Origin of the sequence: Bartonella schoenbuchensis R1 (assembly GCF_002022685.1) — a bacterium.
In the GTDB taxonomy this organism is placed as follows: Bacteria; Pseudomonadota; Alphaproteobacteria; order Rhizobiales; family Rhizobiaceae; genus Bartonella; species Bartonella schoenbuchensis.
Genome location: NZ_CP019790.1, coordinates 1 through 25,279 on the forward strand (window position 1 = coordinate 1; position 25,279 = coordinate 25,279).

The window sequence follows — 25,279 nt, forward strand, 5'->3', positions numbered from 1 at the left end:
ACGTATAATTGCGCCTTCAAAAAATCTTTCGAAGAAAGACATTTTCAGGAGCGCATAAAATGCGCACTTTCGATTATTGATATCAGTGTATTTTTCTGTTAAAAAATTTATAAACTTTACAAAAAAGAAAGATATTTAAATGGCAAGAAAATCATTAAATAAGCTCATAGAAGAAAAAAAGATTCTTGAAGAAAAAAGAAAAAAAATCATTGAAGATATTAAAGCTGCTAAAAAATATGAAGGGGAAAAAATTGCATTATTAGCAGCAGAAGCTGGATTAACAGAATTAAATATAACAAATGAACAATGGAAAGAAATTTTTGAAGAAGTTAAAAAGCGATTTAAAAAAGAACAATAAAAATCTGAATAATCTTGGAAAATCCATAAAATTACTAAGACGTATTGAAAAAAGGATTAGATATTTGAACGATGAAATAAGACGTAAAGATGCACGTGAAAAAATTATATTAGGAGGGCTTGTTGTAAAAGCTGGTCTTAGAGAAGCAAATAAGTCTTTCATTTTAGGTTGTTTGATTCATGCGTCAAAACTCGATGAAACTTCAAAAGAATACAAAGATTTTGAAAAAATAGGAAAAGATGCTTTTGCAGATATGCGGATAATAAATGATAGACAAATTAGATAGTAAACAAATCATACTTTTAATATGCCCAATTGTTTTTTCTATCATCATACCTTTTCTTGTTGAGATAACAATCAACAAAATTACAGAAAACGGTACAACACCAGATGCTTATTGGTTCATACGTTCAAAACCTCTTGATATCTTAATCCTTATTGCTTTTTCATGTTCTTTATTCGTCTTGTCACAAAAAAGACATATTAGAAAAAATATCACTATTTCTTCATTAATCGTATTCTGTCTTTTTGCTACTTATTACAATGCATCTGAATATATCAGATTGAGTCCTTATGTTGGACAAAATGGTATGACGTGGGAAAATGTTTTGCCTTTCTTTGATAGGATGGTTTTAGTTGGATCTTTCATTGGAATTGTTATTCTTGGTTTCACTATGAAATTATCATTAGCTCCTCCCTCTCCTTTAAAAAATTCAAAAAATATGATTTTTGGAGGAGCTCAGTGGATTGATATGAAACGTCTTGAAAATATTTTTCCAAGTAATGGGGAAATAATTATTGGTGAGCGATACAGAGTTGATGAGGACGTTGTAAAAGATATACCCTTTAATCCAACAGATAAAACAACATGGGGGAAAGGTGGCAGTCAGCCACTTCTAACATATAACCTTGATTTTGACTCAACACATATGCTCTTTTTTGCTGGTTCAGGAGGTTATAAAACAACAAGTAATGTCATCCCTACTTGCCTTAAATACAGTGGGCCATTAGTTGTTTTTGATCCATCAACAGAAATCGCTCCTATCGTTAAAGAAACACGGCAATGCCTTAATAACAGAACCGTGTATGTTCTTGATCCGCATGGAAAATCAACTCAAGCTTTTAATCCTTTAGATTGGTTATTAAATGAAAACATCCCCTTATATGAAAGGGAAGCTGGTTTAGTTGAAATTGCTAGACTTTTATTATCTGAAAATCATAAATCAACATCAACAGATCAGTTCTTTACATCACATGCACACAATTTGTTGACGGGACTGCTGGCTCATATTGTTTTTTCCAATGAATACAAATTAGAAGAAAAAAATCTAAAAACTCTTCGTGTTCTCGTATCTGAGCCTGAGCCATCTGTTATCAAAAAATTACGTAAATTACAATCTTCCTCACCATCACAGTTTATTCGTGAAACCCTTGGTGTTTTTACCAATATGGCAGAACAGACATTTTCCGGTGTTTATGCTACAGCATCAAAAGACACACAATGGCTTTCTCTGTCTAACTATGCTCAGATGATTAGTGGAGATGATTTTAAAACAGAAGACATAACAAAAGGCAATATTGATATTTTTTTAAACATCCCTGCTAAAATTTTAAAATCTTATCCTGGTGTCGGTCGCATTCTTGTTGGTTCCTTTCTTAAGGCAATGGAAGCTGCTAATGGTCATTATGCTAAAAGAGTTTTATTTGTTTTAGATGAAATTGATCTTTTAGGATATATGAACATCTTAGAAGAGGCTCGTGATCGTGGGCGTAAATATGGCATATCACTGATGCTATTTTACCAATCGGTCGGGCAAATTGAAAGACATTTTGGCGATGCTGGTGCTATGGCATGGTTTGAAAGTTGTGCTTTCGTTAGTTATGCAGCAATTAAAGATATTAAAACAGCTAAAAATATTTCTGAGTCATGTGGAAAAATGACTATTGAGGTTAAGGGCAAAAGTAAAACTTTAGGGACAACAGGAGCAAAAGGAACCGAAAGTACAAGCTTTCAACAAAGACCTTTAATTTATCCTCATGAGATAACACAATCCATGCGAAAAGATGAACAGATCATCCTTGTACAAGGACAGCCCCCTATTCGTTGTGGACGGTCTATATACTTTAGACGAAAAGATTTCAAAGCTCTTGCTAACGAAAATAGATTTGCACTTAAATAACAAAACTCCTATTTTCAAAAAAATGAGTGAATTTTACTTGTGTATTATAACTATACAGCATATAGTAAATTATGATTTTACATACTAAAAGTGCGAGGGGGTGAGGATAATGAATAGTATATCTGAGATTGAGCTAAACAAAGCAGAAGAGAGCTTACACGAAGAACAACTTGTTTCAAAAAAGAAACGTAAACGCAATCTATTTATACGCACACTTTTATCTTTTATAAATCTATTTTTGCTTTTCCTTTTCCTTTTCCTCTTCCTTTTGTTTATTCGTACACCAGTTCGTGCCATCCTAAATTTTTTCGTGGGAGGATCAATATTAACGTTATTCTTTTTCAGTGTTGGATACATGCTAGTAGATGAAACATCGTTTTTGCACATAGCAATAATAATCACTGGAATTGTCTTTACAGTTCTCTGTTTATTAGGCACTTGGGCTTATGATGCACTTTTACTGTCTCTTGCGCCTCCTGGTTATGATCTCGTGCTTTTCGAATAATGAGGTCTCACTTCGTTTGTACAGAATTCAAAATGAGAGGCTTTCCGCCTCTCAAACTCACCGGACCGCTCACCAAAATCATGAAGTCGTTTCCGCTTTTAGAGAAGGGACTAACAAGCCTAGGTTCTTAAGGTCAAGGAAGCCCCTATGGGGCGCTTAACAGCGTCCTTGACTCCAGAACCTAACGGTTTGTTCTATCCTTCTCACGCGGCTCCGAAATCATGATATTAAGAGGAGAGCTTATAAGGGCATTTCAAAAAATGCCTTAAAAAAGCATTCTATATGGTGGGGAAGATACTAATGTGTGTTAAGTAAAGAGGATATATTTTAAGCTGTTTTAACTAAACACGTACAGTATTTATACCGGCCATCTCAAGTCTAATAGCTAGATTAGCGCTAATAACAGACTTTCCATTTTAAACCCTAGAAAGCGTTATACAAGATAAACCAAGCTATGGAGTTTGAGAGGCGGAAAGCCTCTCATTTTGAATTATGTACAAACGAAGTGAGATCTCATTTAATCGAAAAGTATGATATCATAACCAGGAGGTGCTAGACGTAGTATGAGCGCATCATAGCCCCAAATAACCGATAAACTGAGAATTGCAAGGACAGCTCCAGTAATTATTATTCCTATTTCTATTGATGATATTCCTTCTACTCCCAGTAAATATGCTCCACCGTAAAGGAGTACCGATGACATTCCCGCTGCCGTTAAAAATTTTAAGAACAAAAGAACTGGTGTACGAATAAATAAAAGGAAGAGGAAAAGGAGATGTAAAAATCTACCTATGAAAAATAAAAATATACGTATAAATAGATTGCGTTTACGTTTCTTTTTTGGAACAGGCAGTTCTTCGTGTAAGCTTTCTTCTGTCTTGTTTAGCTCAATCTCAGATATACTATTCATTATCCTTATCCCCTCGCGTCTTTAAATATATAAAATCGTAATTTAATATATACTGTATCTTTACAAAATGTAATAACAACTTCAAACTTTTCTTTTAGGGGCTTAATTTTTTTAAAACTAACCAAGATTAAACTGCACAATTTATGTGACTTGGTTTTGTTTTTTGCTGTTTAAAAGCAGGCGCCCCCCTCACCTGTTATTTACGCTGCTATAGCAACCGTCTTGACGACATTATCGCCTTCATAAACCTCACAATTTGTTGGAACACTAAACAACTCACTGCGTCTTTTAATCCTCGCATTTCCATGAACTTTTCCACGAATTACTCCGTAACCTGTCACTTTCGCATTTCCATAAACAGAACCGTAAATCTTAAAATGATCACCAACTGTAGCGTTTTCATAAACTTCACCAAAAATTCTTACAGCACCAGAGACTTTTGCATTCCCATAAATTTTTGCCCCTGGTTTAATACGAGCTGAACCAGAGACCTGAGAATACCCAAAAACATGTGCATCATTATGAATCCATGCTTTATTTAAAATACGAGCATTCCCATAAACTTTTGCACGAATATAAACACGAGTATTTCCAGACACATGAGCATTACCATAAACGTGGCCACTAACAACAGCATCATCACATACAATAGCATTGTCGTAAACTAAAGCTTCACCACACACAAATGCATTACCCCCAACCCAACAATCGCCATTATGAGAAAGATTTTCTTCTTTCTCTATAAAACCACCTAAATCACCAGCTTTAACATCACCAAAGTCTCTTAACGCACGAATACGATGAAGAGTACGCTTACCAGCTTTTAGGGTCTCATTTGTAAATTCATATTTTTTAAAGATCGTGTTCATAATGAACTCCTTACGGTTAATAAAAGTTTTGAATTGACCCCTTACAGAAGTCGGGTGCTCAAAACACGGCCGTAAGTCCGTCGTTACACTTTTCCCATAAAAGGGTATTGTATGGTGTAACCACACCCGACAAAGTCGTTATACGTTGTAATACGTATAAAAGATAGTCAGTTTTTTAAAGACAGAGGAGAGATTGTTTCGTAATCTATCCGCTTACGGCTTAAGTGTTTTGATCACTTGAGTATTTATATAGCAAAATTCTCTTTTGTTGTCAATTATTTTATTCTCTTTTTTTGACATTTTTTATAATTTTTTCAGATACATAGCTCACAAAAAAGCCTTATATTTTTCTCAACTTTTTTCTATTTAAGTGCCCTTATAAGCTCCCCCCTTAATATCATGATTTCGGAGCCGCGTGAGAAGGACAAAACAAACCGTTTAGGTGTCTTAAGTCAAGGACGCTGTTAAGCGCCCCATAGGGGTTTCCTTGACCTTAAGAACCTAGGCTTGTTAGTCCATTCTCTAAACGCGGAAACGACTTCATGATTTTGGTGAGCGGTCCGGTGAGTTTGAGAGGTGGAAAACCTCTTATTTTGAATTATGTACAAACGAAGTGAGATCTCATTTAACCGAAAAGTATGATATCATAACCAGGAGGCTCTAGACGTAGTAAGAGCGCATCATAAGTCCAAGACGCCCATAAACAAGCACATGCAAAGATAAATCCACAAAAAAATAATTTATTGTACATATATTATATGTATAGCATATGTGTAACATATGTTAAGAATATATAATACATATTTATTATATAAATTTTACAAATATTAAACATATGTTAAGTGTATGTTATGTATAAGTGTGACATATATAATATGTATGCAAGGATCTTTATATATGCCAACAATTGTATTTTGTTCAACAAAAGGTGGTGTTGGAAAATCAACATCAGCGCTTATTCTTTCTCAGGTGTTAGCTCACCATGGATCTAAGGTAAAAATAATAGATACTGATCCCAATCAGCCTATTGCTGATGAATGGTGGCAAAATGCTGGTCCTCATTATCCAGATAATATAGATGTTCAAGGAGGGGTTAATGAAAATACCATTATAGACGTTATAGATGAAGCAGTGGATACAAATAGTTTTGTTATTGTTGATCTTGAAGGGTCAGCAAATATAACAGCATCATACGCTATTAGTCGTTCTGATATGGTTATTATTCCTATGGCCGGAACAAAACTTGATAGTCGCGAAGCGGCAAAAGTCATTGCTTTTATAGCTCGTGAAGGAAGAGCAAGACGAAGTGATATTCCTTATCGTATCATGTTTTCAAAATGCTCTGTAATACAAACTCGTGAAGAAAAAGAAATCCGTAAAGAACTGATTGAAGCAAAGCTTCCTGTTTTGGATCACGGAATGATGAATAAAGCTGCCTTTTCTTCTATTTTTGGATTCGGTTGCACTCTTTATCAACTCAATAAAGAAGATGTATCAAACGCTGAATCTGCCATAAAGAATGCTGAACAAGTTGCTACTGATATTGTGAAAGCATTAAAACTCGAAGGAATAATAAAATGATAAAAGAACGCAAATCAACATTTTCAGCCTTAAAGGATCTACATGATTTAAAACCTATTACAAAGGCTCCTAAGCGTGAAAAACAAGATATTGATAAAATTGCACAACAAAGTGGTTTTACAACGCGTCATGCATCCTATGAAAATCTAAGAGAACCTATTTTAACTAAATCCGGTTCTATTGATGGTCGTTCTAGACGCCGCAGTATGAAAACTAACCGCATAACTCTTTCAATCAGACCTGATGTTGACGAAGAATTCCGCGCACTCGCTGAAAAATTAACGCCACCTGGACAAGATCTTTTAACTCTTGGTGATGTTTTGCAGTTTTTAATCTATTATTATAACAATGCTGAAAAAGATTAACTAAGGAGCAAAAATAACGTCAACATGGCCTTTCAGTGTGCTCACTTTTTCAGAGCTAACAACAATTTTGATATCATTGCCCAATTCAGCTAAACACTCAAGCATCTTCATCTTATTAATTCCTCGAAATTCTCCATTTAGGATATTGGATAACTTAGGTTGAGAGAGAGTCAAAATTTGACAAGCTTGTTTTTGAGTTAGACCTTTTTCTTTAAGGATTTGACTAATTTTTCTAGCAAGTTTTGCTTTAATAAGCATCTCTTCAGAATCTGGAAAATCAAGATCTGCATAAATATTACAACTTCCGTGAAAAATGTCTGTCATTTTTATTCTTATTCCAGTTGTTCTGTTAATTTAAAACATTCTTTGATGAGGCCTATATTTAATTAAATGTTACAATGCTATGAGTTGATTAAAAAAACAATGGAGTATGTAAAGAGTATTTTTATATTGCACAGTGTAAACAAGCGCGATAAGTTTCTTGTTTACTGTATGTAATAATCTTTAATATATTTGTAGATTCAAAACCTTTCAAGTTTTGACATTTTTTCAAACACATAATTAACGAAAAACCTTATATTTTTATCAACTTTTTCTACTTAAGTGCCTTTATAAGCTCCCCCCTTATATCATGATTTTAGAACCGCATGAGAAGGACAAAACAAATCATTTAGGTTTTTCAAATCAAGGACGCTGTTAAACGCTCCATAGGGGTTGCCTTGACCTTAAGAACCTAGGTTTGTTAGTCTCTTCGTTAAACGCGGAAAAAATTTCATGATCTTGGTGAGTAGTCGGGAAACTTCGAGAGGTGGAAAACCTTTTATTGATAGAAAGTCTTTTTTAAAAGACAATTTTAAAATTAATTTCTAATTAGAATGAAAACTTCTTAAATTCACGACATGTAGTACTCTTATAATTATTTGATAAATAAACAATATTTATTACGTATCTTGTACGTAAATAATAAATATTCACTATTTATTTTGTGCGTAATAATTGAGAATAGGGTATATATTCCAGTTAACAGTGATTTTCTATTACCATTTTGAGATAGACCATCTGCTTACAATTTCTTTTGAAGAAGTAATTGAATTTTACATTACTTTCATATATAATTAATAACTATATTTATAAATGAGGATTTTTTTATGCCTTCATTAATTGTTACAGCAAAAGGACAAATTACGTTGAAGCGGGATTTACTACAGCACCTTGGTGTTAAACCTGGTGAGAGGATTGATTTTGATAAATTACCAGGTGGTGAACTTCGTATAAAAGCGTCACAGCCTACAAACACAATTGAGAGCTTTATTGGACGATTTGCTGGAAAATTAAAAAAACCACTAACCATTGAAGAAATGAATGAAATTGTTGCTTCTAGTTGGGCGAATGAGAAATGAAGATTTCTGTAGATACAAATGTTTTAGCTCGCGCTGTTTTACAAGACGATAAAAAGCAGGGTGAGGTAGCAAGCAAGATCTTAAGAAAGGCTTCACTCATAGCTATTTCTTTATCTTGTCTTTGTGAACTTGTTTGGATACTTCGTCGAGGTGCAAAATTATCAAAAGAAGATGTAGCTGGAATGTTACGTGATTTACTAGCAACTAGTAATATAGTAATGAATCGACCAGCTGTCGAAGCAGGGCTTGCTATCCTTGAGGCTGGTGGAGATTTCGCTGATGGTATTATATCCTATGAGGGAAATTGGCTAGGTGGTGAAACCTTTGTTTCATTTGATAAATTAGCGATTGAACTATTAACGAAAAACGGACAATCTACAAAACTTCTTTCTTAATGAATAAGTTAAGACCGTAATGCTGCAATTGGCATAGAAATGATTGGCTTAATTTTCGTAGGTTTAATATTTCTGCGTTTAATAAATAAGTGTAAGGTATTCACACTAACTCCTAATTGTTTAGCAATACGGCTTCGCGATAAACCAACATTAATAAATGCTTGAATTTCATCAATATGGCTATCAAGTTTTAATTGCGTAGAAATACTCCCTTTTGGCCGGCCAAGTTTAATACCCCGTTGACGAGCAACACTTAATGCTTCTTTTGTACGCGTTTGAATTAAATGTCTTTCAATTTGCGCTACTATACCTAATACGGTTGCGATAATGTCGCTTTGTAAGCTCCCATCCATGACAAGATTTTGTTTTGTCACGTGAACAATTAAACCACGTTCACTAGCGGCTTTGAGAATTTCTAAGACAGCAAGAGAAGAACCAGCTATACGAGAAAATTCAGGCGTCAACAACACATCTCCTCGTTCTGCTTTTTCAATTAAAAAACCAAGTTTACGTTTTCGCCAATCCTTCCCTCTACTTGCAATTTCCTCTTCAATATAGAGTGGAGCAAAACCATTTCTGTTAGCATATTCTAACAAACCAAATTTTTGATTTTCTGTATCTTGCCCATCACGGGAAACTCGTAAATAAGCATAAAATTTCGGCATGTTCAGTAAAAAGGTTATTTTAGATTAAAACTGATATATTTTTATTAAAAAAAAATGTCAAATAAATATATGATTTCATATCAGAAAAAATGATCGTTTATTCTGACATTTTCTCTAACTTTTTTTGTTGGCCAACTTTTTTTAGAGCAGATGTTGTTTTTCCACTACCACCTTTTGAATTGGCAAATGAGATAACAGGCATTCAATTCCTCATTAAATAGGATATTATATTATAAGATATAGTATTCTAGGATAGGATAAGATACTATATTATACTATATTCTAAGATATAGCGTTTAAAAGAGTTTTCTAATTCTGCTAACTTGTGTTGGGAAAAATAGGCTGGCCACTTATCCTTTAATAAAATAAATACAATGGTAATTAGAGAGACATGCCTTTATTTTGAGACAGATGAATCTCGAGAGCTTTTGCTTGCATTTGTTCGTACAATCTGCGCATGACTTTCATATTGTCTCTTCGTGCATCAATGATTGATTTTTCAACTGATGTTAAGCGAGATTTATCTAAATTACCCAACCTTGTGTAATGTGATGCCATTGCCTGACGTGCCTCGTCATAAGGTAATCCATTTTTTCGCTGTTTAGGCAAGCCATATGTTTTGTTTACTGCTTTATACAACACAGGATCAGCGACAATTGTTAAATGTTCTCTAACAACATTGATTTCAGTCAAAGCCGTTTTAAGACTACTTTTCATTGCATTGCTATTAGCATACCGAGACAAATCATCTTCTACAATGCTATATTCTGTATTGAGAAGTAATGAGAAATTACCACTCTTACCGATATTACGGACATAATCACAAAGTTCTCTCTGCACAGCATATAAATTTTTAGCAGTTAATGCTTCGTTGTGTTTTTTTATATATCCACTTTGCTGTCCTAGTAGTCGTTCTAAAATTTCAATTTTGTTAGAAATGATGACCTCCTATAGTAACACCTTTGTCCAACCAATCAGGTCCATATTCTTCATCAGCATTTTTAGTAGGAAACCCCATATCACGGATAAATTGCGCTCCACGCCTTTTTTTAATGCCCAAAAGCCCATAGGCTGGCAGTTCTACCATAGCCAACCATTCCCATGATGTCTGACCATCATTAGCTTTATCCGCTGCTCTTGATTCAGCCAGATAAATAAGTTCGTGATCAGCGCCTTGCGCACGTAATTCCTCACGTTGTTCATCAGTCATATAACTTTTAGGTAGTTTCTTCTTCATCCAAATCTCCTCATTAGTATGTGGAAAATATATGTTGTATATTAATTTAAGTCATGAATCTAAGCAATTGAAACAATGGTTTTCTCTAATATTTTATCTAACTTTTTTGTTATCCAACATGTTTTTTAAAGAGCAGATATCATTTTTTTCATTATAATTAATAAACTATTGAATGATTATTTAAATAAATCTGAATGGGTTCCTGTTCTGTCAAAATGAACATGTTCATCATTAACAATATAAATTAGTAACCAATCTGGTTCTATATGAAGATCGCGACGTGGTTTCCAATTACCTTGTAATGCATGATCATTTAATGAGGGAGGTAATTGCTGCTTATTGATTAAAAGATGCATAATCGTTGTAAGTTTTTGCATATCCTTTCCGCGTTTTTTAGCGCGTTTCATATCCTTTTTAAACTTTCCAGAGTAACTTACTGAACGCACAATTAAATATCCAGTTGCTTAAATAGATCCGTTGCATCTTTCGCGTAAAAAACATCCTCCCCCTTATCAGTTTTCTCAAAAGTTTTAAGTGTTTCTGCATTAGGTATATGCATATCGAACGGCAATCCCCGTTCATTGACAACTTTAGTTAAAGCAATTCGTACATAATCAGAAATAGTAAGCCCCATATTTGCTAATATTGCACTGGCTTCTTTTTTTAAACTTTTGTCTATTCGGGCGCGTATAACATCTTTCGAACTTGTTGCTACATCCATAGAATAAGCTCCTTTCTATTCTACTTCATAATATAGCACAATTGAGCTACATAACAAACTTTCTTAAAACTTCACTTTCATTAGAAATGATGACCTCCTATAGTAACACCTTTGTCCAACCAATCTGGTCCGTATTCTGCATCAGCATTTTTGGTAGAAAATCCCATATCACAGATAAATTGAGATCCACATTGATGCTTAAAAAGCCGCATCATATCAATGACGCGGCTTTTACTTTGTTTAAAACCTACTGTTTCACTGTTACAAAAACTATTCTTCCATCCATACGAGGTTGTACATAATTATTACCAATTCTGTCATTACCTACATACTCAGCAGAGCCACTAACCTTAGCATTTTCGTATACGTGAGCATCCCCATGAACCCTAACACGATCCATAACTACCGCATTGTCATAAACACGTGCCCTTTCATAAATTTCAACACCTCCTTGCACTATAGAATTTCCATAAACAGATGCATCATCATAAACATGTACACCTCCTCTTAATTTAGCATTATCGAAGATTTGAGCTTTTCCACTAACAATAGCATTATCACACACATAAGCGTCATTATAAACCATAGCATTATCTTCAACCCAACAATCACCATAGTGAGAAAGATTATCTTCTTTCTCTATGAAACCACCAAGATCACCAGCTTTAACATCACCAAAGTCTTTTAATGCACGAATACGATGAAAAGTACATTCACCAAGTTTTTGGGTTTCACTTGTAAATTCATATTTTTTCATTGGAATTTTCCTTATCACAATAGAGTTTTCAATTGACACTCTAATGAGCGCCGGGTGCTGAAAACACGGTGATAAGTCCGTCGTTACACTTTCCTCATAAAGAGTATTATATGGTGTACCACACCCGACAAAGTTGTTATACGTTGAAATACGTATAAAAGAAAGTCAGTTTTTAAAGACAGAGGAGAGATTGTTTCGTAACCTGTCCGCTTATCATTAAGTGTTTTCAGCACTTGAATATTTATATAACAAAATTCCTTTTTATTGTCAATTATTTTATTCTCTTTTTTTGACATTTTTTATAATTTTTTCAAATACATAGCTCATAAAAAAGCCTTATATTTTTATCAATTTTTTCTACTTAAGTGCCCTTATAAGCTCCCCCTTTAATATCATGATTTCGGAGCCGCGTGAGAAGGACAAAACAAACCGTTTAGGTGTCTTAAGTCAAGGACGCTGTTAAGCGCCCCATAGGGGTTTCCTTGACCTTAAGAACCTAGGCTTGTTAGTCCATTCTCTAAACGCGGAAACGACTTCATGATTTTGGTGAGCGGTCCGGTGAGTTTGAGAGGTGGAAAACCTCTCATTCAAAACTATTTTATTGCCAATTTTTTGAAAATACTTTACTAATTCACAAGCGTATTGATCGTATACGCAACGATCAAGAGGGATCTAAAAACCCTACAATTCGAGCACAAAAATTAACCCATTATATGGGGTTCCCGAGATTCCGGGAGTTTTTGTGATGTCCAGGTGCTATAGCACTAAAAGCAAAAAAACTGACCTAAACTCAGTGTTTTTAGACTCCCGGAATACCAATGCGAAGGCGCTCGCTACCGGCGGGGGTTGCCCTAGAAGTGTAAAAAAATCCTTATAATGATATTTTTGTAGGCAAGAAAATCCGATATAGAAGAAAAATGTTGGGAATGTCTCAAAAAACATTAGCTCACCATTTAGGTATAAGCTTCCAACAAATCCAAAAGTACGAAAAAGGATTAAATCGTGTAGGAGCTGGGCGTTTGAAAGATATCGCCGATATATTCCGTGTTCCTATTTCCTTTTTTTACCCTGATACCACAACAAAAGAAGGCGCTGTGCATCATCATGATGAAATGATATCGAGCAAGGAAGTAAAAAGTTTTAGAGTTCTCACACCTATAAAACAGAAGGTAATTTTAGAACTAATTTCTAACTATAACTAAAAACTTTATTCAAAATAAGTAATATCTGTAAAAATAATTTATTATATATATAACGTATGTTCAGCGTATATAATGTAAAACTAAAATCTCCATCTTAAGAAAAGTCAATAAATCACTAAAGAGATATGTCCTTATTTTGAGACAGATGAATCCCGAGAGCTTTTGCTTGCATTTGTTCGTACAATCTGCACATGACTTTCATATTGTCTCTCCGTGCATCAATGATTGATTTTTCAACTGATGTTAAACGGGATTTGTTTAAATTACCTAACCGCGTATAATGTGATGCCATTGCCTGACGTGCTTCATCATAAGGCAATCCATTTTTTCGGTTTTTTGACAAACTATGCGCTTTGTTGATTAACTGATACTGAGTAGGATCAGCAACAATTACCGTATGTTCTTTAACAACGTTTATCTCAGTCAAAGCAGTTTTAAGGCTACTTTTCATTTCTGGACTATTAGCATACCGAGACAAATCATTGTCCACAATACTGTATTCCGTATTGAGAAGTAATGACAAATCCCTACTTTGGCCAACATTGCGAATATAATTACAAAGATCCTTTCGTACATCATGCAATTTTTTAACCGCTAATGTATCCTCTACATTTTTTACATGGTTATTTTCTCGCAATAAAAACTTTTTTAAAATTTCAATTTCGTTAGAAATGGTGACCTCCTATAACAACACCTTTATCCAACCAATCTGGTCCATATTCTTCATCAGCATTTTTGGTAGAAAACCCCATATCACGAATAAATTGGGGTCCATTCCATTTTCTAAGACATAAAAGCGAATGAGCTGGTAATTCTGTCATGGCTAACCATTCCCACGCTGTCTGTCCATCATTAGCGCGATCTGCAGCCTCTGATTCAACAGTATAAATAGCATCTTGAGATAACCCTCCCACTCTCAATTCTTCACGTTCTGCATCAGTCATATAGCTTTTAGGTAATTTCTTTTTCATTAAAATCTCCTCATCTTTATGTAGGAAAATATACATTGTATATTAGTCTAAGTCATGAATCTAAGCAATTAAAACTACAATTTTCTCTGATAATTTCTTTAACTTTTTTGTTATCCAACATGTTTTTTGTTATTTTTCCGCGACAGTTTGTTGATCTGAATTGAGTAGCCCATAGATAGAACGCTCAAGATATAATTCCCCCCGTTTTTGTTTATCAATCATGCCACGCAAGTATCCTCCTGGTGAATAAATGATTTGACGAGCGTATTTTTCGAGAATAATCCCAACAGCAAGAGCAGCTTTTTTGAAGCCCATGGTTATTTTAGCGTGTTTAAGGGCATCAGGAGAAATACCAGTCATTTTAGCTAAGAAATCCGTTGAGTTGACTAAATCGTCGACTGAATTGAGTTTGTTATCAAGGAATTCAGAAACGTTAGGCATAGCACTAATTAAAGTCTCAGGCTTAATTTGAGGCAATGCACCACCATTTAAAAGAAGTGTTTGTTCGGCTTCGCGTGTGTCCCTTTCACTGTTTTTAGAGCGACTGAAAGTCGCGTTAATTTTAGAGTATTCGGATTTATCCGAATTCATTATTGTTATTTTGTTTTTTGAAGAGTGATTTGTTTTCTGTGTATCTGTATTACTTTTACAAATATGATAGGGGTTTGTATTATGTATGTGCATGTCGTCGGCGACATACGTGTATGTCGTTTTTGACATTTTAACATCAAAAAAACGTTGCAAAATCCACTCGAAAAATCGAATAGCTTTCTTCAGTTTTTCAAAAGAAACTTGTGATGGCCGTCCTATAATATGTATAACTTTTTGTACTCTGGAAAACAGCATATGCGTAAACGGTGTGATTTCAGATGCACAAGAAAACTTAATCTGTCTTACTAATCCTCTAAAACAACGTAAAGCTTCTCTTCGCTTTTCTAAATCTTCCAATATATCATCGGCTTTTTGTTTAAGCTCACAATAGCGAACAATTAAAATACGCAGATCAATACCGCAAGCCGTTGTGATATTATTATAACTATTATGTGCAGAATACCGTTTAAAATTTCCAGAGTCCCGCATGACAATAAGACCCTTATCATAAAGACTTGAAAGCAAACGACTAACACGGGCGTCACTACGACTGATTTCCACTCCCAAACGTTGATTGCTTTTGAAAACAATAGGAATGCCCCCTTCTTCAAAAGAAGAAACTGAAGCTGTATCTAATAAAGCTAAAAGAAGATTACATTCAGTATCTTTTATAAAACCAGTCATTCGCAATTTCTTAGCTAATCTAATCAATTGGCCACGGCTTACACAACCAACCTCTGCATTTTCCGCCAATCTTCTGTATTCTATATGATGAGCATCTATACGTCTTCCCGATGTTTTATTAACCATAATCAGTTTAACCTCTCTGTTAGAGGCAAAAAAATGATAAAAACATCCTATCTCCGCAAAAAAACTCTTGCAGAACTCTTCGTAATGCATTAAATTGGGAATTGTTAGTTTCCTCAATTTTATGCATTACATTATGAATGTTTTTAGAAAACCCTTCTGTTTCCGCAGTTGGGTTTTTTATTTTTTTGCCATTAGTCTCCTAATATTAAAAAAGAATCATTGATTTGCACATTTCGCGCAGTTTAGACTATACGTAAAACAAAAACATTTTCAATATACTAATAAACTCCAAGGCCCTGCTCTTTTGTTTACTGTACTCAAGGTCCCCTTCCTCCTATTCATTGTATTAGATTAGCAAGCCAAAGGCTTCCGATTTTCTTTCTTCTATTAAACGATCTTTATTTTTATAGAATTCTATTGAACAAGAACAAAAAATATATTACATTTGAATTATATTGTAACACATTAAATGGTAAAAAATGGCTGAAACAACATTTACCTTTCGCGTTGATGATGTATTAAAAAAGGACTTTTCCAAAGTAGCAAAAGCATGTGATAGATCTGGTGCACAACTTTTACGGGATTATATGCGTGATATAGTAAAAGAACAAAAAGAAAAAGAAGAAAAAAGTGCATACAATTTATGGTTTCGAGAACAAGTACAATTTGGAATAAATTCTGCTAATGCAGGCCATATAATATCTTCTGAAGAAATCGAAGCAGAAGCAGAAGAATGGCGCTTGAAAACACAAAGTAAACTAGATAAACCAACTTTATGAAGCTAATTTGGACACAGATAGCACATGTTGATCGCAAAAAAATACGTGAATATATAGCACAAGATAATCCTTCTGCTGCCTTAAAATTTGATAAACTTTTATCTGAAAAGATAAAAAAACTTGTCAAATTTCCTACTCTTGGTCGTTCAGGACGAATTATAAATACGCGTGAACTTATCGTGCATCCAAATTATATCATGATTTACGATATTTCAAATGGCGTTGTACGTATTTTGCGTGTGCTTCATGCAAAACAAAAATTTCCATAATCAACTGCTTGCAAAGCCTTTTGTATCTGCTCTTGTATTAAAAACTACTTCTTTAGTATCGTAATTTATATAATTAAATTTTCTTTTTTGATAAGAAATAAATCATGGTCTTTACTAACATTTTCTCTAACTTTTTTTGTTGGCCAACTTTTTTTAGAGCAGATGTTGTTTTTCCACTACCACCTTTTGAATTGGCAAATGAGATAACAGGCATTCAATTCCTCATTAAATAGGATATTATATTATAAGATATAGTATTCTAGGATAGGATAAGATACTATATTATACTATATTCTAAGATATAGCGTTTAAAAGAGTTTTCTAATTCTGCTAACTTGTGTTGGGAAAAATAGGCTGGCCACTTATCCTTTAATAAAATAAATACAATGGTAATTAGAGAGACATGCCTTTATTTTGAGACAGATGAATCTCGAGAGCTTTTGCTTGCATTTGTTCGTACAATCTGCGCATGACTTTCATATTGTCTCTTCGTGCATCAATGATTGATTTTTCAACTGATGTTAAGCGAGATTTATCTAAATTACCCAACCTTGTGTAATGTGATGCCATTGCCTGACGTGCCTCGTCATAAGGTAATCCGTTTTTTCGGTGTTTTGACAGACTATGTGCTTTGTTGATCAATTGATATTGTATAGGATCAGCGACAATTGTTAAATGTTCTCTAACAACATTGATTTCAGTCAAAGCCGTTTCAAGACTCTTTTCATTGCATTGCTATTGGCATACCCAAACAAATCATTTTTCACAATACTCTCTTCCATATTGAGAAGTAGTGAAAAATCACCACTCTTACCGATATTGCGAATATAATTACAAAGACCTTTCCGCACATCACTCAAATTTTTAGCTACTAATGTATCTTAAGATCCTTAACATAACCATCTTCTCGCAACAAAAATTTTCTTAAAATTTCACTTTCGTTAGAAATGATGACCTCCTATAGTAACACCTTTGTCCAACCAATCTGGTCCGTATTCTGCGTCAGCATTTTTGGTAGAAAACCCCATATCACGGATAAATTGGGGTCCATTCCATTTTCTAAGACATAAAAGCGAATGAGCTGGCAGCTCAGCCATAGCTAACCATTCCCATGTTGTTTGGATATCATTAGCTTTTCGAGATGCCTCTGATTCAGCAATATAAATACCATTTTGCGACAATCCTCCTGCTCTTAATTCTTCACGTTGCTCATCAGTCATATAACTTTTAGGTAATTTTTTCTTCATTAAAATTTCCTCATCGTTATGTAGGGAAATATATACTGTATATTAATTTAAGTTATAAATCTAAGCAATTGAAACAATGGTTTTCTCTAATATTTTATCTAACTTTTTTGTTATCCAACATGTTTTTTAAAGAGCAGATATCATTTTTTTCATTATAATTAATAAACTATTGAATGATTATTTAAATAAATCTGAATGGGTTCCTGTTCTGTCAAAATGAACATGTTCATCATTAACAATATAAATTAGTAACCAATCTGGTTCTATATGAAGATCGCGACGTGGTTTCCAATTACCTTGTAATGCATGATCATTTAATGAGGGAGGTAATTGCTGCTTATTGATTAAAAGATGCATAATCGTTGTAAGTTTTTGCATATCCTTTCCGCGTTTTTTAGCGCGTTTCATATCCTTTTTAAACTTTCCAGAGTAACTTACTGAACGCACAATTAAATATCCAGTTGCTTAAATAGATCCGTTGCATCTTTCGCGTAAAAAACATCCTCCCCCTTATCAGTTTTCTCAAAAGTTTTAAGTGTTTCTGCATTAGGTATATGCATATCGAACGGCAATCCCCGTTCATTGACAACTTTAGTTAAAGCAATTCGTACATAATCAGAAATAGTAAGCCCCATATTTGCTAATATTGCACTGGCTTCTTTTTTTAAACTTTTGTCTATTCGGGCGCGTATAACATCTTTCGAACTTGTTGCTACATCCATAGAATAAGCTCCTTTCTATTCTACTTCATAATATAGCACAATTGAGCTACATAACAAACTTTCTTAAAACTTCACTTTCATTAGAAATGATGACCTCCTATAGTAACACCTTTGTCCAACCAATCTGGTCCGTATTCTGCATCAGCATTTTTGGTAGAAAATCCCATATCACAGATAAATTGAGATCCACATTGATGCTTAAAAAGCCGCATCATATCAATGACGCGGCTTTTACTTTGTTTAAAACCTACTGTTTCACTGTTACAAAAACTATTCTTCCATCCATACGAGGTTGTACATAATTATTACCAATTCTGTCATTACCTACATACTCAGCAGAGCCACTAACCTTAGCATTTTCGTATACGTGAGCATCCCCATGAACCCTAACACGATCCATAACTACCGCATTGTCATAAACACGTGCCCTTTCATAAATTTCAACACCTCCTTGCACTATAGAATTTCCATAAACAGATGCATCATCATAAACATGTACACCTCCTCTTAATTTAGCATTATCGAAGATTTGAGCTTTTCCACTAACAATAGCATTATCACACACATAAGCGTCATTATAAACCATAGCATTATCTTCAACCCAACAATCACCATAGTGAGAAAGATTATCTTCTTTCTCTATGAAACCACCAAGATCACCAGCTTTAACATCACCAAAGTCTTTTAATGCACGAATACGATGAAAAGTACATTCACCAAGTTTTTGGGTTTCACTTGTAAATTCATATTTTTTCATTGGAATTTTCCTTATCACAATAGAGTTTTCAATTGACACTCTAATGAGCGCCGGGTGCTGAAAACACGGTGATAAGTCCGTCGTTACACTTTCCTCATAAAGAGTATTATATGGTGTACCACACCCGACAAAGTTGTTATACGTTGAAATACGTATAAAAGAAAGTCAGTTTTTAAAGACAGAGGAGAGATTGTTTCGTAACCTGTCCGCTTATCATTAAGTGTTTTCAGCACTTGAATATTTATATAACAAAATTCCTTTTTATTGTCAATTATTTTATTCTCTTTTTTTGACATTTTTTATAATTTTTTCAAATACATAGCTCATAAAAAAGCCTTATATTTTTATCAATTTTTTCTACTTAAGTGCCCTTATAAGCTCCCCCTTTAATATCATGATTTCGGAGCCGCGTGAGAAGGACAAAACAAACCGTTTAGGTGTCTTAAGTCAAGGACGCTGTTAAGCGCCCCATAGGGGTTTCCTTGACCTTAAGAACCTAGGCTTGTTAGTCCATTCTCTAAACGCGGAAACGACTTCATGATTTTGGTGAGCGGTCCGGTGAGTTTGAGAGGTGGAAAACCTCTCATTCAAAACTATTTTATTGCCAATTTTTTGAAAATACTTTACTAATTCACAAGCGTATTGATCGTATACGCAACGATCAAGAGGGATCTAAAAACCCTACAATTCGAGCACAAAAATTAACCCATTATATGGGGTTCCCGAGATTCCGGGAGTTTTTGTGATGTCCAGGTGCTATAGCACTAAAAGCAAAAAAACTGACCTAAACTCAGTGTTTTTAGACTCCCGGAATACCAATGCGAAGGCGCTCGCTACCGGCGGGGGTTGCCCTAGAAGTGTAAAAAAATCCTTATAATGATATTTTTGTAGGCAAGAAAATCCGATATAGAAGAAAAATGTTGGGAATGTCTCAAAAAACATTAGCTCACCATTTAGGTATAAGCTTCCAACAAATCCAAAAGTACGAAAAAGGATTAAATCGTGTAGGAGCTGGGCGTTTGAAAGATATCGCCGATATATTCCGTGTTCCTATTTCCTTTTTTTACCCTGATACCACAACAAAAGAAGGCGCTGTGCATCATCATGATGAAATGATATCGAGCAAGGAAGTAAAAAGTTTTAGAGTTCTCACACCTATAAAACAGAAGGTAATTTTAGAACTAATTTCTAACTATAACTAAAAACTTTATTCAAAATAAGTAATATCTGTAAAAATAATTTATTATATATATAACGTATGTTCAGCGTATATAATGTAAAACTAAAATCTCCATCTTAAGAAAAGTCAATAAATCACTAAAGAGATATGTCCTTATTTTGAGACAGATGAATCCCGAGAGCTTTTGCTTGCATTTGTTCGTACAATCTGCACATGACTTTCATATTGTCTCTCCGTGCATCAATGATTGATTTTTCAACTGATGTTAAACGGGATTTGTTTAAATTACCTAACCGCGTATAATGTGATGCCATTGCCTGACGTGCTTCATCATAAGGCAATCCATTTTTTCGGTTTTTTGACAAACTATGCGCTTTGTTGATTAACTGATACTGAGTAGGATCAGCAACAATTACCGTATGTTCTTTAACAACGTTTATCTCAGTCAAAGCAGTTTTAAGGCTACTTTTCATTTCTGGACTATTAGCATACCGAGACAAATCATTGTCCACAATACTGTATTCCGTATTGAGAAGTAATGACAAATCCTTACTTTGCCCAACATTACGAATATGATTACAAAGATCCTTTCGCACATCATGCAAATTTTTAGCTACTAACGCATCTTCAAGATCCTTGACATAACCATCTTCTCGTAACAAAAACTTTCTTAAAATTTCAATTTTATTAGAAATGATGACCTCCTATGACAACACCTTTATCCAACCAATCAGGTCCATATTCTTCATCAGCATTTTTGGTAGAAAACCCCATATCACGGATAAATTGGGGTCCATTCCATTTTCTAAGACATAAAAGCGAATGAGCTGGTAATTCTGTCATAGCTAACCATTCCCACGCTGTCTGTCCATCATTAGCGCGGTCTGCAGCATCTGATTCAGCAATGTAGATACTATTTTGCGACAATCCTCCCGTACGCAGTTTTTCACGTTGTTCATCAGTCATATAGCTTTTAGGTAACTTTTTCTTCATCCAAATCTCCTCATCGTTATGTAGGGAAATATACATTGTATATTAGTCTAAGTCATGAATCTAAGCAATTGAAACAATGGTTTTCTCTAATTTTTATTGGCTGACTTTTAAAGAGCAAATGTGGCTACTTATCATCCAGTAAAATAAATACAATGATAATTAAAGAGACAAATCAACACCAAGCGCTTTTGCTTACATTTGCTCGTACAGCTTATGCATAATTTTCATATTGTCTCTCCGTGCATCAATAATTGATTTTTCAACGGCTGTTAAACGAGCTTTGTCCAAATTACCCAATCTTGTATAATATGACGCCATTGCCTGATGTGCTCCGTCATGAAAACTGTATTGCTCTGCTTGAAATTATGGACGTAGTAAAAAAATTGTAAGTTTTAGCTTCAATGTGGTTTTCAAATAATATGGAGAGTTGGAACTTTACTAACATCTGTCTCATGCTCAGCATGCCAAGCATTATAAGCTGCTTGCATACGCAACCAGACAGCAGCACCATCTCCAAATAATTTACCTAGACGAGCTGAAACGGAAGGAGAAACTGGTTTTTTTGTTTTCAAAATATCATAAAGATGCTGGCGCGATATCCCAAGCATTTGTGCAATTTCTAATTTTGTTTTGCCAGTTGCCGGAATAATTTCTGCCAATAAATCGCCTGGATGAGAAAGACAGCGATTTCTTTTGCATTGTACAGGAATATCATTCATAATTTCACTCCTAGTGATATTGTTCAAACTTAACACGATAAGCATTGCATGAGTCAAATTCAAATGTGATGCACCATGGTCTTGAAAACGCCCTTCAATAACCGTTAAAAGGGCATTTTTAGCATGTTCTAAAGCTTCTCTTTCATTGTTTCCATAAGTGATAAACTCTTGAAAATCTTTAGCAATAACAATAAGAGTATCATTATCATCTTGAATGAATTTGATAGCATATTTCATTTGGGACAAGATTGTACGTTAAGCTGCAAATTAAGAGCTGTTAATACTGCAACTAAGGTTGAAAGTTTAGGGTCACCATTTTCACTTAAAGAACGATACAAACCACTTCGTGCGAGATCTGCTTCTTTTGCTAAAGCACTCATATTTTGAGCTCGAGCAACAATACCAAGAGCGTCAGCAATATGAGCTGCGTCACCTGTTTTAAAAGCTTCATTTAAGAATATTTGCTGTTCTTCAGAAGTTTTCAGATATTCTTCAGGTTTAAATGGTGTTACCTTCATCAGTACACTCCTTTTTTAGTTTCAACGCTTTTTCAATATCTTTTTGCTGTGTTGATTTATCTCCACCACATAACAAAAGGATAAATTCAGAACCGCTTTTGAAGAAATAAACCCGGTAACCGGCTCCATAGTGAATACGTAATTCACCGATACCATTAAAAAATTTTACATCACCTAATAAATCTCGGTTTAAACGTGTGATACGTTCAAGAATAATAGCTTTAACACTTTTGTCTTTGAGCTTTTTAAGCCAAGTATCGAATTCTTTAGTTTTATGAATGTGTATCATGTGTATACTATAGTGCACACATAACATTTTGTCAAATGAAATCCTTTATTTTAAATGTGTGATTTTACACTTTGGAGTTACCATATTTAGGTTAATTGAGATAAAAGTATACCAGATTATGATTTTTTTAAATTGACATCAGATTTAAAATTAATAAAATGTGTATATATTTACACATTATGAGTATATAAAATGGAACAAGATAGCCGAAAAATCATTGCAAAATTGAAGTGTGACGGCTTTGAACTTGTTAAAGTAAAAGGTTCTCATCATAAATTTAAGAAAAATGGTCAAGTAATTATTGTTCCCCATCCTAAAAAAGATCTTCCAATCGGTACAGCACGTTCCATTGCACAACAAGCGGGCTGGTTAAAAAAAGGAAAAGAAGAATGAAAAGATTTTTTGCTCTTGTTCACAAGGATGAAAATTCTGCTTTTGGTGTTCAGTTTCCTGATTTTAAAGGACTATTTTCTGCTGCCGATCAGGAAGAAAAACTTATTGCTAATGCAACAGAAGCTCTTCAACTATATTGCGAAGAAATGGATAAATTGCCAACTCCTTTAAAATTTGAAGAAGTCATACAGAAAGAAACTGTCAAAATAGCTTTGTCGGAAGGAGCTTTTTTAATACAAGTTCCATTTATTGAAAATGATTCAGAAGTGGTGCGTATGAATATATCAATTGAACGAGGGCTCTTGCGTGCAATTGATGATTGTGCACAAGAAAGAGGGTTAACACGATCTGCTTTTTTAGCAACAGCAGTACGTCACGAGCTTAATATTTAGGCAATTAAAACTACAATTTTCTCCCATATTTTCTCTAATTTTTACTATTGACTAACTTTTAAGAGGCAAATGTGGCTACTTATCATCTAGTAAAATAAATACAATGATAATTAAAGAGACACGATTGTTTAAATAAATCTGAATGGGTCCCTGTACACTCAAAAATCGCAATTAGTTGTCACTAATTTTGTAAATTAAAAGCTAATCGGGTTCTATATATACGTCCCAAAAACCCTGCCAATTCGTTTAAATGAGTAATCTTTATAGTGTAAAGTAATGGCTTTTCTTTTTGTAGTAATGGCATAACTCATTTAATTTTTTCTAAATCTTTACCACGTCTAATAGCCATTTTAATATCGCGTTTAAATTGATTTGAGCGAACTATTTGAAGCATTAAATTCTCAAATCGTTAAATAAATCTTTCATATCTTTCGCAATATATAAATCTTCCCCTTTCTCACTTTTGCTTAAAGTCTCAGTTGTTAATCGATTAGGTACATACATATCGAATGGTACTCCCCGTTCATTGACAACTTTAGTTAAAGCAATTCGTACATAATCAGAAATAGTAAGCCCCATATTTGCTAATATTGCACTAGCTTCTTTTTTTAAATCCTTGTCTATTCGGACATGTACAACCTCTTTTGAACTTGTTGCTACATCCATAGAATAAGCTCCTTTCTATTCTATTCCATAATATAGCACAATTGAGCTACACAACAAACTTCTTAAAATTTCACTTTCGTTAGAAATGATGACCTCCTATAGTAACACCTTTGTCCAACCAATCAGGCCCATATTCTTCATCAGCATTTTTGGTGGAAAACCCCATATCACGGATGAATTGCTTCAGAGAGATAAATACTATTTTGAGACAATCCCCCGCTCTTAATTCTTCACGTTCTGCGTCAGTCATATAACTTTTAGGTAATTTTTTTTCATTAAAATCTCCTCATTAGTATGTGGGAAATATATACTATATATTAGTTTAAGTCATAAATCTAAGCAATCAAAACGACAGTTTTCTCTAATTTTTATTGGCTGACTTTTAAAGAGCAAATGTGGCTACTTATCATCCAGTAAAATAAATACAATGATAATTAAAGAGACATGCCCTTGTTCTTATGACAGATCAATACCGAGAGCTTTCGCTTGCATGTGTTCGTACAATCTGCACATGACTTTCATATTGTCTCTCCGTGCATCAATGATTGATTTTTCAACGGCTGTTAAATGAGCTTTGTCCAAATTACCCAATCTTGTATAATGTAACGCCATTGTCTGACGTTCTCCGTCATGAAGACTGTAAGACTCTGCTTGAAATTATGGACGTAATAGAAAAAACTTTAATTACAAAGCTTCAAAAAGAAACTCCAGATACTCTCAAGATACTGGCAGTTCTTACAGGTTTTGGTAATTCAGAACTTCCCCGAACATTGGATCCTTTGTTGGAAGCTTATAGTCCGTGTTCAGATGGAGTATCTTATCAGCTATAAAATAAACC

At 34.2% G+C, this 25,279-nt stretch carries 44 protein-coding genes; 15 read left to right on the plus strand and 29 right to left on the minus strand.

Annotated features, from left to right (window positions below; all coding sequences use genetic code 11):
• Positions 1-139 precede the first annotated feature (139 nt).
• The 4 genes from BscR1v2_RS07510 (at position 140) to BscR1v2_RS07525 (ending at position 3,043) form a co-directional block, all read left to right on the plus strand.
• A complete protein-coding gene (locus tag BscR1v2_RS07510; protein ID WP_078690350.1) occupies positions 140-358 on the plus strand; it encodes a TraC family protein in 219 nt (72 codons plus the stop codon).
• Positions 321-644, plus strand: coding sequence for a conjugal transfer protein TraD (locus BscR1v2_RS07515; protein ID WP_335617883.1), 324 nt, complete (start codon positions 321-323; stop codon positions 642-644). Before BscR1v2_RS07510 ends, BscR1v2_RS07515 begins: the two co-directional genes overlap by 38 nt.
• On the plus strand, positions 625-2,538 hold the full coding sequence (gene traG, locus BscR1v2_RS07520; RefSeq protein WP_078690352.1) for a Ti-type conjugative transfer system protein TraG: 1,914 nt from the start codon (positions 625-627) through the stop codon (positions 2,536-2,538). Before BscR1v2_RS07515 ends, traG begins: the two co-directional genes overlap by 20 nt.
• 109 nt (positions 2,539-2,647) lie before the next feature.
• A complete protein-coding gene (locus tag BscR1v2_RS07525) occupies positions 2,648-3,043 on the plus strand; it encodes a hypothetical protein (protein WP_236829036.1) in 396 nt (131 codons plus the stop codon).
• A gap of 517 nt (positions 3,044-3,560) precedes the next feature.
• Here BscR1v2_RS07525 and BscR1v2_RS07530 read toward each other — a convergent pair.
• Together BscR1v2_RS07530 and BscR1v2_RS07535 are read right to left on the minus strand one after the other, a co-directional pair.
• Entirely contained in the window at positions 3,561-3,953 is a 393-nt protein-coding gene (locus BscR1v2_RS07530; protein ID WP_010703113.1) for a hypothetical protein, read from the minus strand.
• 200 nt (positions 3,954-4,153) lie between these two features.
• Positions 4,154-4,822, minus strand: coding sequence for an LbetaH domain-containing protein (locus BscR1v2_RS07535; protein ID WP_010703114.1), 669 nt, complete (start codon positions 4,820-4,822; stop codon positions 4,154-4,156).
• An 897-nt stretch (positions 4,823-5,719) separates the two neighbouring features.
• Between BscR1v2_RS07535 and BscR1v2_RS07540 the strand changes: the two genes are divergently transcribed.
• Both BscR1v2_RS07540 and BscR1v2_RS07545 read left to right on the plus strand, forming a co-directional pair.
• Positions 5,720-6,403 (plus strand): ParA family protein, encoded by a 684-nt coding sequence (locus BscR1v2_RS07540; protein WP_078690353.1) that lies wholly within the window; start codon positions 5,720-5,722, stop codon positions 6,401-6,403.
• Positions 6,400-6,768 carry a hypothetical protein gene (locus BscR1v2_RS07545; protein WP_078664118.1) on the plus strand — a complete coding sequence of 123 codons (369 nt, stop codon included), beginning with the start codon at positions 6,400-6,402 and terminating at the stop codon, positions 6,766-6,768. Before BscR1v2_RS07540 ends, BscR1v2_RS07545 begins: the two co-directional genes overlap by 4 nt.
• On the opposite strand, the gene BscR1v2_RS07550 is transcribed toward BscR1v2_RS07545, so the two are convergent.
• Positions 6,769-7,092, minus strand: coding sequence for a helix-turn-helix domain-containing protein (locus BscR1v2_RS07550; protein WP_078690354.1), 324 nt, complete (start codon positions 7,090-7,092; stop codon positions 6,769-6,771).
• Positions 7,093-7,916: 824 nt separating this feature from the next.
• Here BscR1v2_RS07550 and BscR1v2_RS07555 point away from each other — a divergent pair.
• Positions 7,917-8,168 (plus strand): AbrB/MazE/SpoVT family DNA-binding domain-containing protein, encoded by a 252-nt coding sequence (locus tag BscR1v2_RS07555; RefSeq protein ID WP_078690355.1) that lies wholly within the window; start codon positions 7,917-7,919, stop codon positions 8,166-8,168.
• A complete protein-coding gene (locus BscR1v2_RS07560; RefSeq protein ID WP_078690356.1) occupies positions 8,165-8,563 on the plus strand; it encodes a type II toxin-antitoxin system VapC family toxin in 399 nt (132 codons plus the stop codon). The genes BscR1v2_RS07555 and BscR1v2_RS07560 overlap by 4 nt, the downstream gene beginning before the upstream one ends.
• A gap of 8 nt (positions 8,564-8,571) precedes the next feature.
• On the opposite strand, the gene BscR1v2_RS07565 is transcribed toward BscR1v2_RS07560, so the two are convergent.
• The 8 genes from BscR1v2_RS07565 to BscR1v2_RS07590 all read right to left on the minus strand — a co-directional run bounded on the left by BscR1v2_RS07565 (position 8,572) and on the right by BscR1v2_RS07590 (position 11,943).
• Positions 8,572-9,228 carry a recombinase family protein gene (locus tag BscR1v2_RS07565; protein ID WP_078690357.1) on the minus strand — a complete coding sequence of 219 codons (657 nt, stop codon included), beginning with the start codon at positions 9,226-9,228 and terminating at the stop codon, positions 8,572-8,574.
• A 97-nt stretch (positions 9,229-9,325) separates the two neighbouring features.
• On the minus strand, positions 9,326-9,430 hold the full coding sequence (locus BscR1v2_RS08600) for a ParA family protein (RefSeq protein ID WP_010703123.1): 105 nt from the start codon (positions 9,428-9,430) through the stop codon (positions 9,326-9,328).
• Positions 9,431-9,609: 179 nt separating this feature from the next.
• Positions 9,610-10,068 (minus strand): hypothetical protein, encoded by a 459-nt coding sequence (locus BscR1v2_RS07570; RefSeq protein WP_236829037.1) that lies wholly within the window; start codon positions 10,066-10,068, stop codon positions 9,610-9,612.
• A gap of 91 nt (positions 10,069-10,159) precedes the next feature.
• Positions 10,160-10,465: a hypothetical protein gene (locus BscR1v2_RS07575; protein WP_078690358.1), complete on the minus strand. Its 306-nt coding sequence runs from the start codon at positions 10,463-10,465 to the stop codon at positions 10,160-10,162.
• A gap of 176 nt (positions 10,466-10,641) precedes the next feature.
• Entirely contained in the window at positions 10,642-10,911 is a 270-nt protein-coding gene (locus BscR1v2_RS07580; protein ID WP_010703142.1) for a type II toxin-antitoxin system RelE/ParE family toxin, read from the minus strand.
• A 2-nt stretch (positions 10,912-10,913) separates the two neighbouring features.
• Positions 10,914-11,186 carry a type II toxin-antitoxin system RelB/DinJ family antitoxin gene (locus BscR1v2_RS07585; RefSeq protein ID WP_010703143.1) on the minus strand — a complete coding sequence of 91 codons (273 nt, stop codon included), beginning with the start codon at positions 11,184-11,186 and terminating at the stop codon, positions 10,914-10,916.
• Between the two features lie 80 nt (positions 11,187-11,266).
• Positions 11,267-11,401 (minus strand): hypothetical protein, encoded by a 135-nt coding sequence (locus BscR1v2_RS08450; RefSeq protein ID WP_257787987.1) that lies wholly within the window; start codon positions 11,399-11,401, stop codon positions 11,267-11,269.
• Between the two features lie 32 nt (positions 11,402-11,433).
• Complete coding sequence (locus BscR1v2_RS07590; protein WP_078690359.1) at positions 11,434-11,943, minus strand: LbetaH domain-containing protein; 510 nt, start codon at positions 11,941-11,943, stop codon at positions 11,434-11,436.
• A 917-nt stretch (positions 11,944-12,860) separates the two neighbouring features.
• Between BscR1v2_RS07590 and BscR1v2_RS07600 the strand changes: the two genes are divergently transcribed.
• A complete protein-coding gene (locus BscR1v2_RS07600; RefSeq protein WP_010703146.1) occupies positions 12,861-13,145 on the plus strand; it encodes a helix-turn-helix domain-containing protein in 285 nt (94 codons plus the stop codon).
• A gap of 115 nt (positions 13,146-13,260) precedes the next feature.
• On the opposite strand, the gene BscR1v2_RS08140 is transcribed toward BscR1v2_RS07600, so the two are convergent.
• The 3 genes from BscR1v2_RS08140 to repC all read right to left on the minus strand — a co-directional run bounded on the left by BscR1v2_RS08140 (position 13,261) and on the right by repC (position 15,517).
• Complete coding sequence (locus BscR1v2_RS08140) at positions 13,261-13,782, minus strand: hypothetical protein (RefSeq protein ID WP_194284960.1); 522 nt, start codon at positions 13,780-13,782, stop codon at positions 13,261-13,263.
• A 28-nt stretch (positions 13,783-13,810) separates the two neighbouring features.
• The gene (locus BscR1v2_RS07610; protein WP_010703167.1) at positions 13,811-14,116 is read right to left on the minus strand and encodes a hypothetical protein; all 306 of its coding nucleotides are present in this window, start codon (positions 14,114-14,116) and stop codon (positions 13,811-13,813) included.
• A 129-nt stretch (positions 14,117-14,245) separates the two neighbouring features.
• Positions 14,246-15,517, minus strand: a complete 1,272-nt coding sequence (gene repC / locus BscR1v2_RS07615; RefSeq protein WP_078690361.1) for a plasmid replication protein RepC — start codon at positions 15,515-15,517, stop codon at positions 14,246-14,248.
• A gap of 479 nt (positions 15,518-15,996) precedes the next feature.
• Between repC and BscR1v2_RS07620 the strand changes: the two genes are divergently transcribed.
• Entirely contained in the window at positions 15,997-16,296 is a 300-nt protein-coding gene (locus BscR1v2_RS07620) for a CopG family ribbon-helix-helix protein (RefSeq protein ID WP_010703138.1), read from the plus strand.
• The gene (locus BscR1v2_RS07625) at positions 16,293-16,565 is read left to right on the plus strand and encodes a type II toxin-antitoxin system RelE/ParE family toxin (RefSeq protein WP_078690362.1); all 273 of its coding nucleotides are present in this window, start codon (positions 16,293-16,295) and stop codon (positions 16,563-16,565) included. Before BscR1v2_RS07620 ends, BscR1v2_RS07625 begins: the two co-directional genes overlap by 4 nt.
• 393 nt (positions 16,566-16,958) lie before the next feature.
• Here BscR1v2_RS07625 and BscR1v2_RS07630 read toward each other — a convergent pair whose 3' ends face one another.
• From BscR1v2_RS07630 to BscR1v2_RS07650, 6 genes are all read right to left on the minus strand, one after another.
• Entirely contained in the window at positions 16,959-17,270 is a 312-nt protein-coding gene (locus BscR1v2_RS07630; RefSeq protein WP_078690363.1) for a hypothetical protein, read from the minus strand.
• A gap of 236 nt (positions 17,271-17,506) precedes the next feature.
• The gene (locus BscR1v2_RS07635; RefSeq protein ID WP_010703141.1) at positions 17,507-17,812 is read right to left on the minus strand and encodes a hypothetical protein; all 306 of its coding nucleotides are present in this window, start codon (positions 17,810-17,812) and stop codon (positions 17,507-17,509) included.
• A gap of 177 nt (positions 17,813-17,989) precedes the next feature.
• Complete coding sequence (locus tag BscR1v2_RS07640) at positions 17,990-18,259, minus strand: type II toxin-antitoxin system RelE/ParE family toxin (protein ID WP_010703142.1); 270 nt, start codon at positions 18,257-18,259, stop codon at positions 17,990-17,992.
• A 2-nt stretch (positions 18,260-18,261) separates the two neighbouring features.
• Positions 18,262-18,534 carry a type II toxin-antitoxin system RelB/DinJ family antitoxin gene (locus BscR1v2_RS07645; protein WP_010703143.1) on the minus strand — a complete coding sequence of 91 codons (273 nt, stop codon included), beginning with the start codon at positions 18,532-18,534 and terminating at the stop codon, positions 18,262-18,264.
• 80 nt (positions 18,535-18,614) lie between these two features.
• Entirely contained in the window at positions 18,615-18,749 is a 135-nt protein-coding gene (locus BscR1v2_RS08455) for a hypothetical protein (protein ID WP_257787987.1), read from the minus strand.
• Positions 18,750-18,781: 32 nt separating this feature from the next.
• Positions 18,782-19,291, minus strand: coding sequence for an LbetaH domain-containing protein (locus tag BscR1v2_RS07650; RefSeq protein WP_078690359.1), 510 nt, complete (start codon positions 19,289-19,291; stop codon positions 18,782-18,784).
• A 917-nt stretch (positions 19,292-20,208) separates the two neighbouring features.
• Here BscR1v2_RS07650 and BscR1v2_RS07660 point away from each other — a divergent pair.
• Positions 20,209-20,493 (plus strand): helix-turn-helix domain-containing protein, encoded by a 285-nt coding sequence (locus BscR1v2_RS07660; protein WP_010703146.1) that lies wholly within the window; start codon positions 20,209-20,211, stop codon positions 20,491-20,493.
• Positions 20,494-20,608: 115 nt separating this feature from the next.
• On the opposite strand, the gene BscR1v2_RS08145 is transcribed toward BscR1v2_RS07660, so the two are convergent.
• From BscR1v2_RS08145 to BscR1v2_RS07700, 6 genes are all read right to left on the minus strand, one after another.
• Positions 20,609-21,133 carry a hypothetical protein gene (locus BscR1v2_RS08145; RefSeq protein ID WP_010703147.1) on the minus strand — a complete coding sequence of 175 codons (525 nt, stop codon included), beginning with the start codon at positions 21,131-21,133 and terminating at the stop codon, positions 20,609-20,611.
• 25 nt (positions 21,134-21,158) lie between these two features.
• On the minus strand, positions 21,159-21,464 hold the full coding sequence (locus BscR1v2_RS07670; protein ID WP_010703148.1) for a hypothetical protein: 306 nt from the start codon (positions 21,462-21,464) through the stop codon (positions 21,159-21,161).
• A 192-nt stretch (positions 21,465-21,656) separates the two neighbouring features.
• Entirely contained in the window at positions 21,657-21,782 is a 126-nt protein-coding gene (locus tag BscR1v2_RS08460) for a hypothetical protein (RefSeq protein WP_257787986.1), read from the minus strand.
• A gap of 92 nt (positions 21,783-21,874) precedes the next feature.
• Positions 21,875-22,183 (minus strand): HigA family addiction module antitoxin, encoded by a 309-nt coding sequence (locus BscR1v2_RS07680; RefSeq protein WP_034989869.1) that lies wholly within the window; start codon positions 22,181-22,183, stop codon positions 21,875-21,877.
• 233 nt (positions 22,184-22,416) lie between these two features.
• Positions 22,417-22,701 carry an addiction module antidote protein gene (locus tag BscR1v2_RS07695; RefSeq protein ID WP_010703150.1) on the minus strand — a complete coding sequence of 95 codons (285 nt, stop codon included), beginning with the start codon at positions 22,699-22,701 and terminating at the stop codon, positions 22,417-22,419.
• Positions 22,682-22,990: a type II toxin-antitoxin system RelE/ParE family toxin gene (locus BscR1v2_RS07700; RefSeq protein WP_034989871.1), complete on the minus strand. Its 309-nt coding sequence runs from the start codon at positions 22,988-22,990 to the stop codon at positions 22,682-22,684. Before BscR1v2_RS07700 ends, BscR1v2_RS07695 begins: the two co-directional genes overlap by 20 nt.
• Positions 22,991-23,182: 192 nt before the next feature.
• Between BscR1v2_RS07700 and BscR1v2_RS07705 the strand changes: the two genes are divergently transcribed.
• Positions 23,183-23,383 (plus strand): type II toxin-antitoxin system HicA family toxin, encoded by a 201-nt coding sequence (locus BscR1v2_RS07705; RefSeq protein ID WP_010703152.1) that lies wholly within the window; start codon positions 23,183-23,185, stop codon positions 23,381-23,383.
• A complete protein-coding gene (locus BscR1v2_RS07710; RefSeq protein WP_078690364.1) occupies positions 23,380-23,775 on the plus strand; it encodes a type II toxin-antitoxin system HicB family antitoxin in 396 nt (131 codons plus the stop codon). Before BscR1v2_RS07705 ends, BscR1v2_RS07710 begins: the two co-directional genes overlap by 4 nt.
• A gap of 393 nt (positions 23,776-24,168) precedes the next feature.
• Here BscR1v2_RS07710 and BscR1v2_RS07720 read toward each other — a convergent pair whose 3' ends face one another.
• The 3 genes from BscR1v2_RS07720 to BscR1v2_RS08100 form a co-directional block, all read right to left on the minus strand.
• Complete coding sequence (locus BscR1v2_RS07720; RefSeq protein WP_078690365.1) at positions 24,169-24,441, minus strand: type II toxin-antitoxin system RelB/DinJ family antitoxin; 273 nt, start codon at positions 24,439-24,441, stop codon at positions 24,169-24,171.
• A gap of 79 nt (positions 24,442-24,520) precedes the next feature.
• The gene (locus tag BscR1v2_RS08150) at positions 24,521-24,691 is read right to left on the minus strand and encodes a hypothetical protein (protein ID WP_194284961.1); all 171 of its coding nucleotides are present in this window, start codon (positions 24,689-24,691) and stop codon (positions 24,521-24,523) included.
• 206 nt (positions 24,692-24,897) lie between these two features.
• Positions 24,898-25,053: a hypothetical protein gene (locus tag BscR1v2_RS08100; RefSeq protein WP_010703154.1), complete on the minus strand. Its 156-nt coding sequence runs from the start codon at positions 25,051-25,053 to the stop codon at positions 24,898-24,900.
• On the opposite strand from BscR1v2_RS08100, the gene BscR1v2_RS08105 reads away from it, so the two are divergent.
• Positions 25,053-25,271: a hypothetical protein gene (locus BscR1v2_RS08105; protein WP_141638309.1), complete on the plus strand. Its 219-nt coding sequence runs from the start codon at positions 25,053-25,055 to the stop codon at positions 25,269-25,271. The genes BscR1v2_RS08100 and BscR1v2_RS08105 overlap by 1 nt on opposite strands.
• The last annotated feature ends 8 nt before the right edge of the window (positions 25,272-25,279 follow it).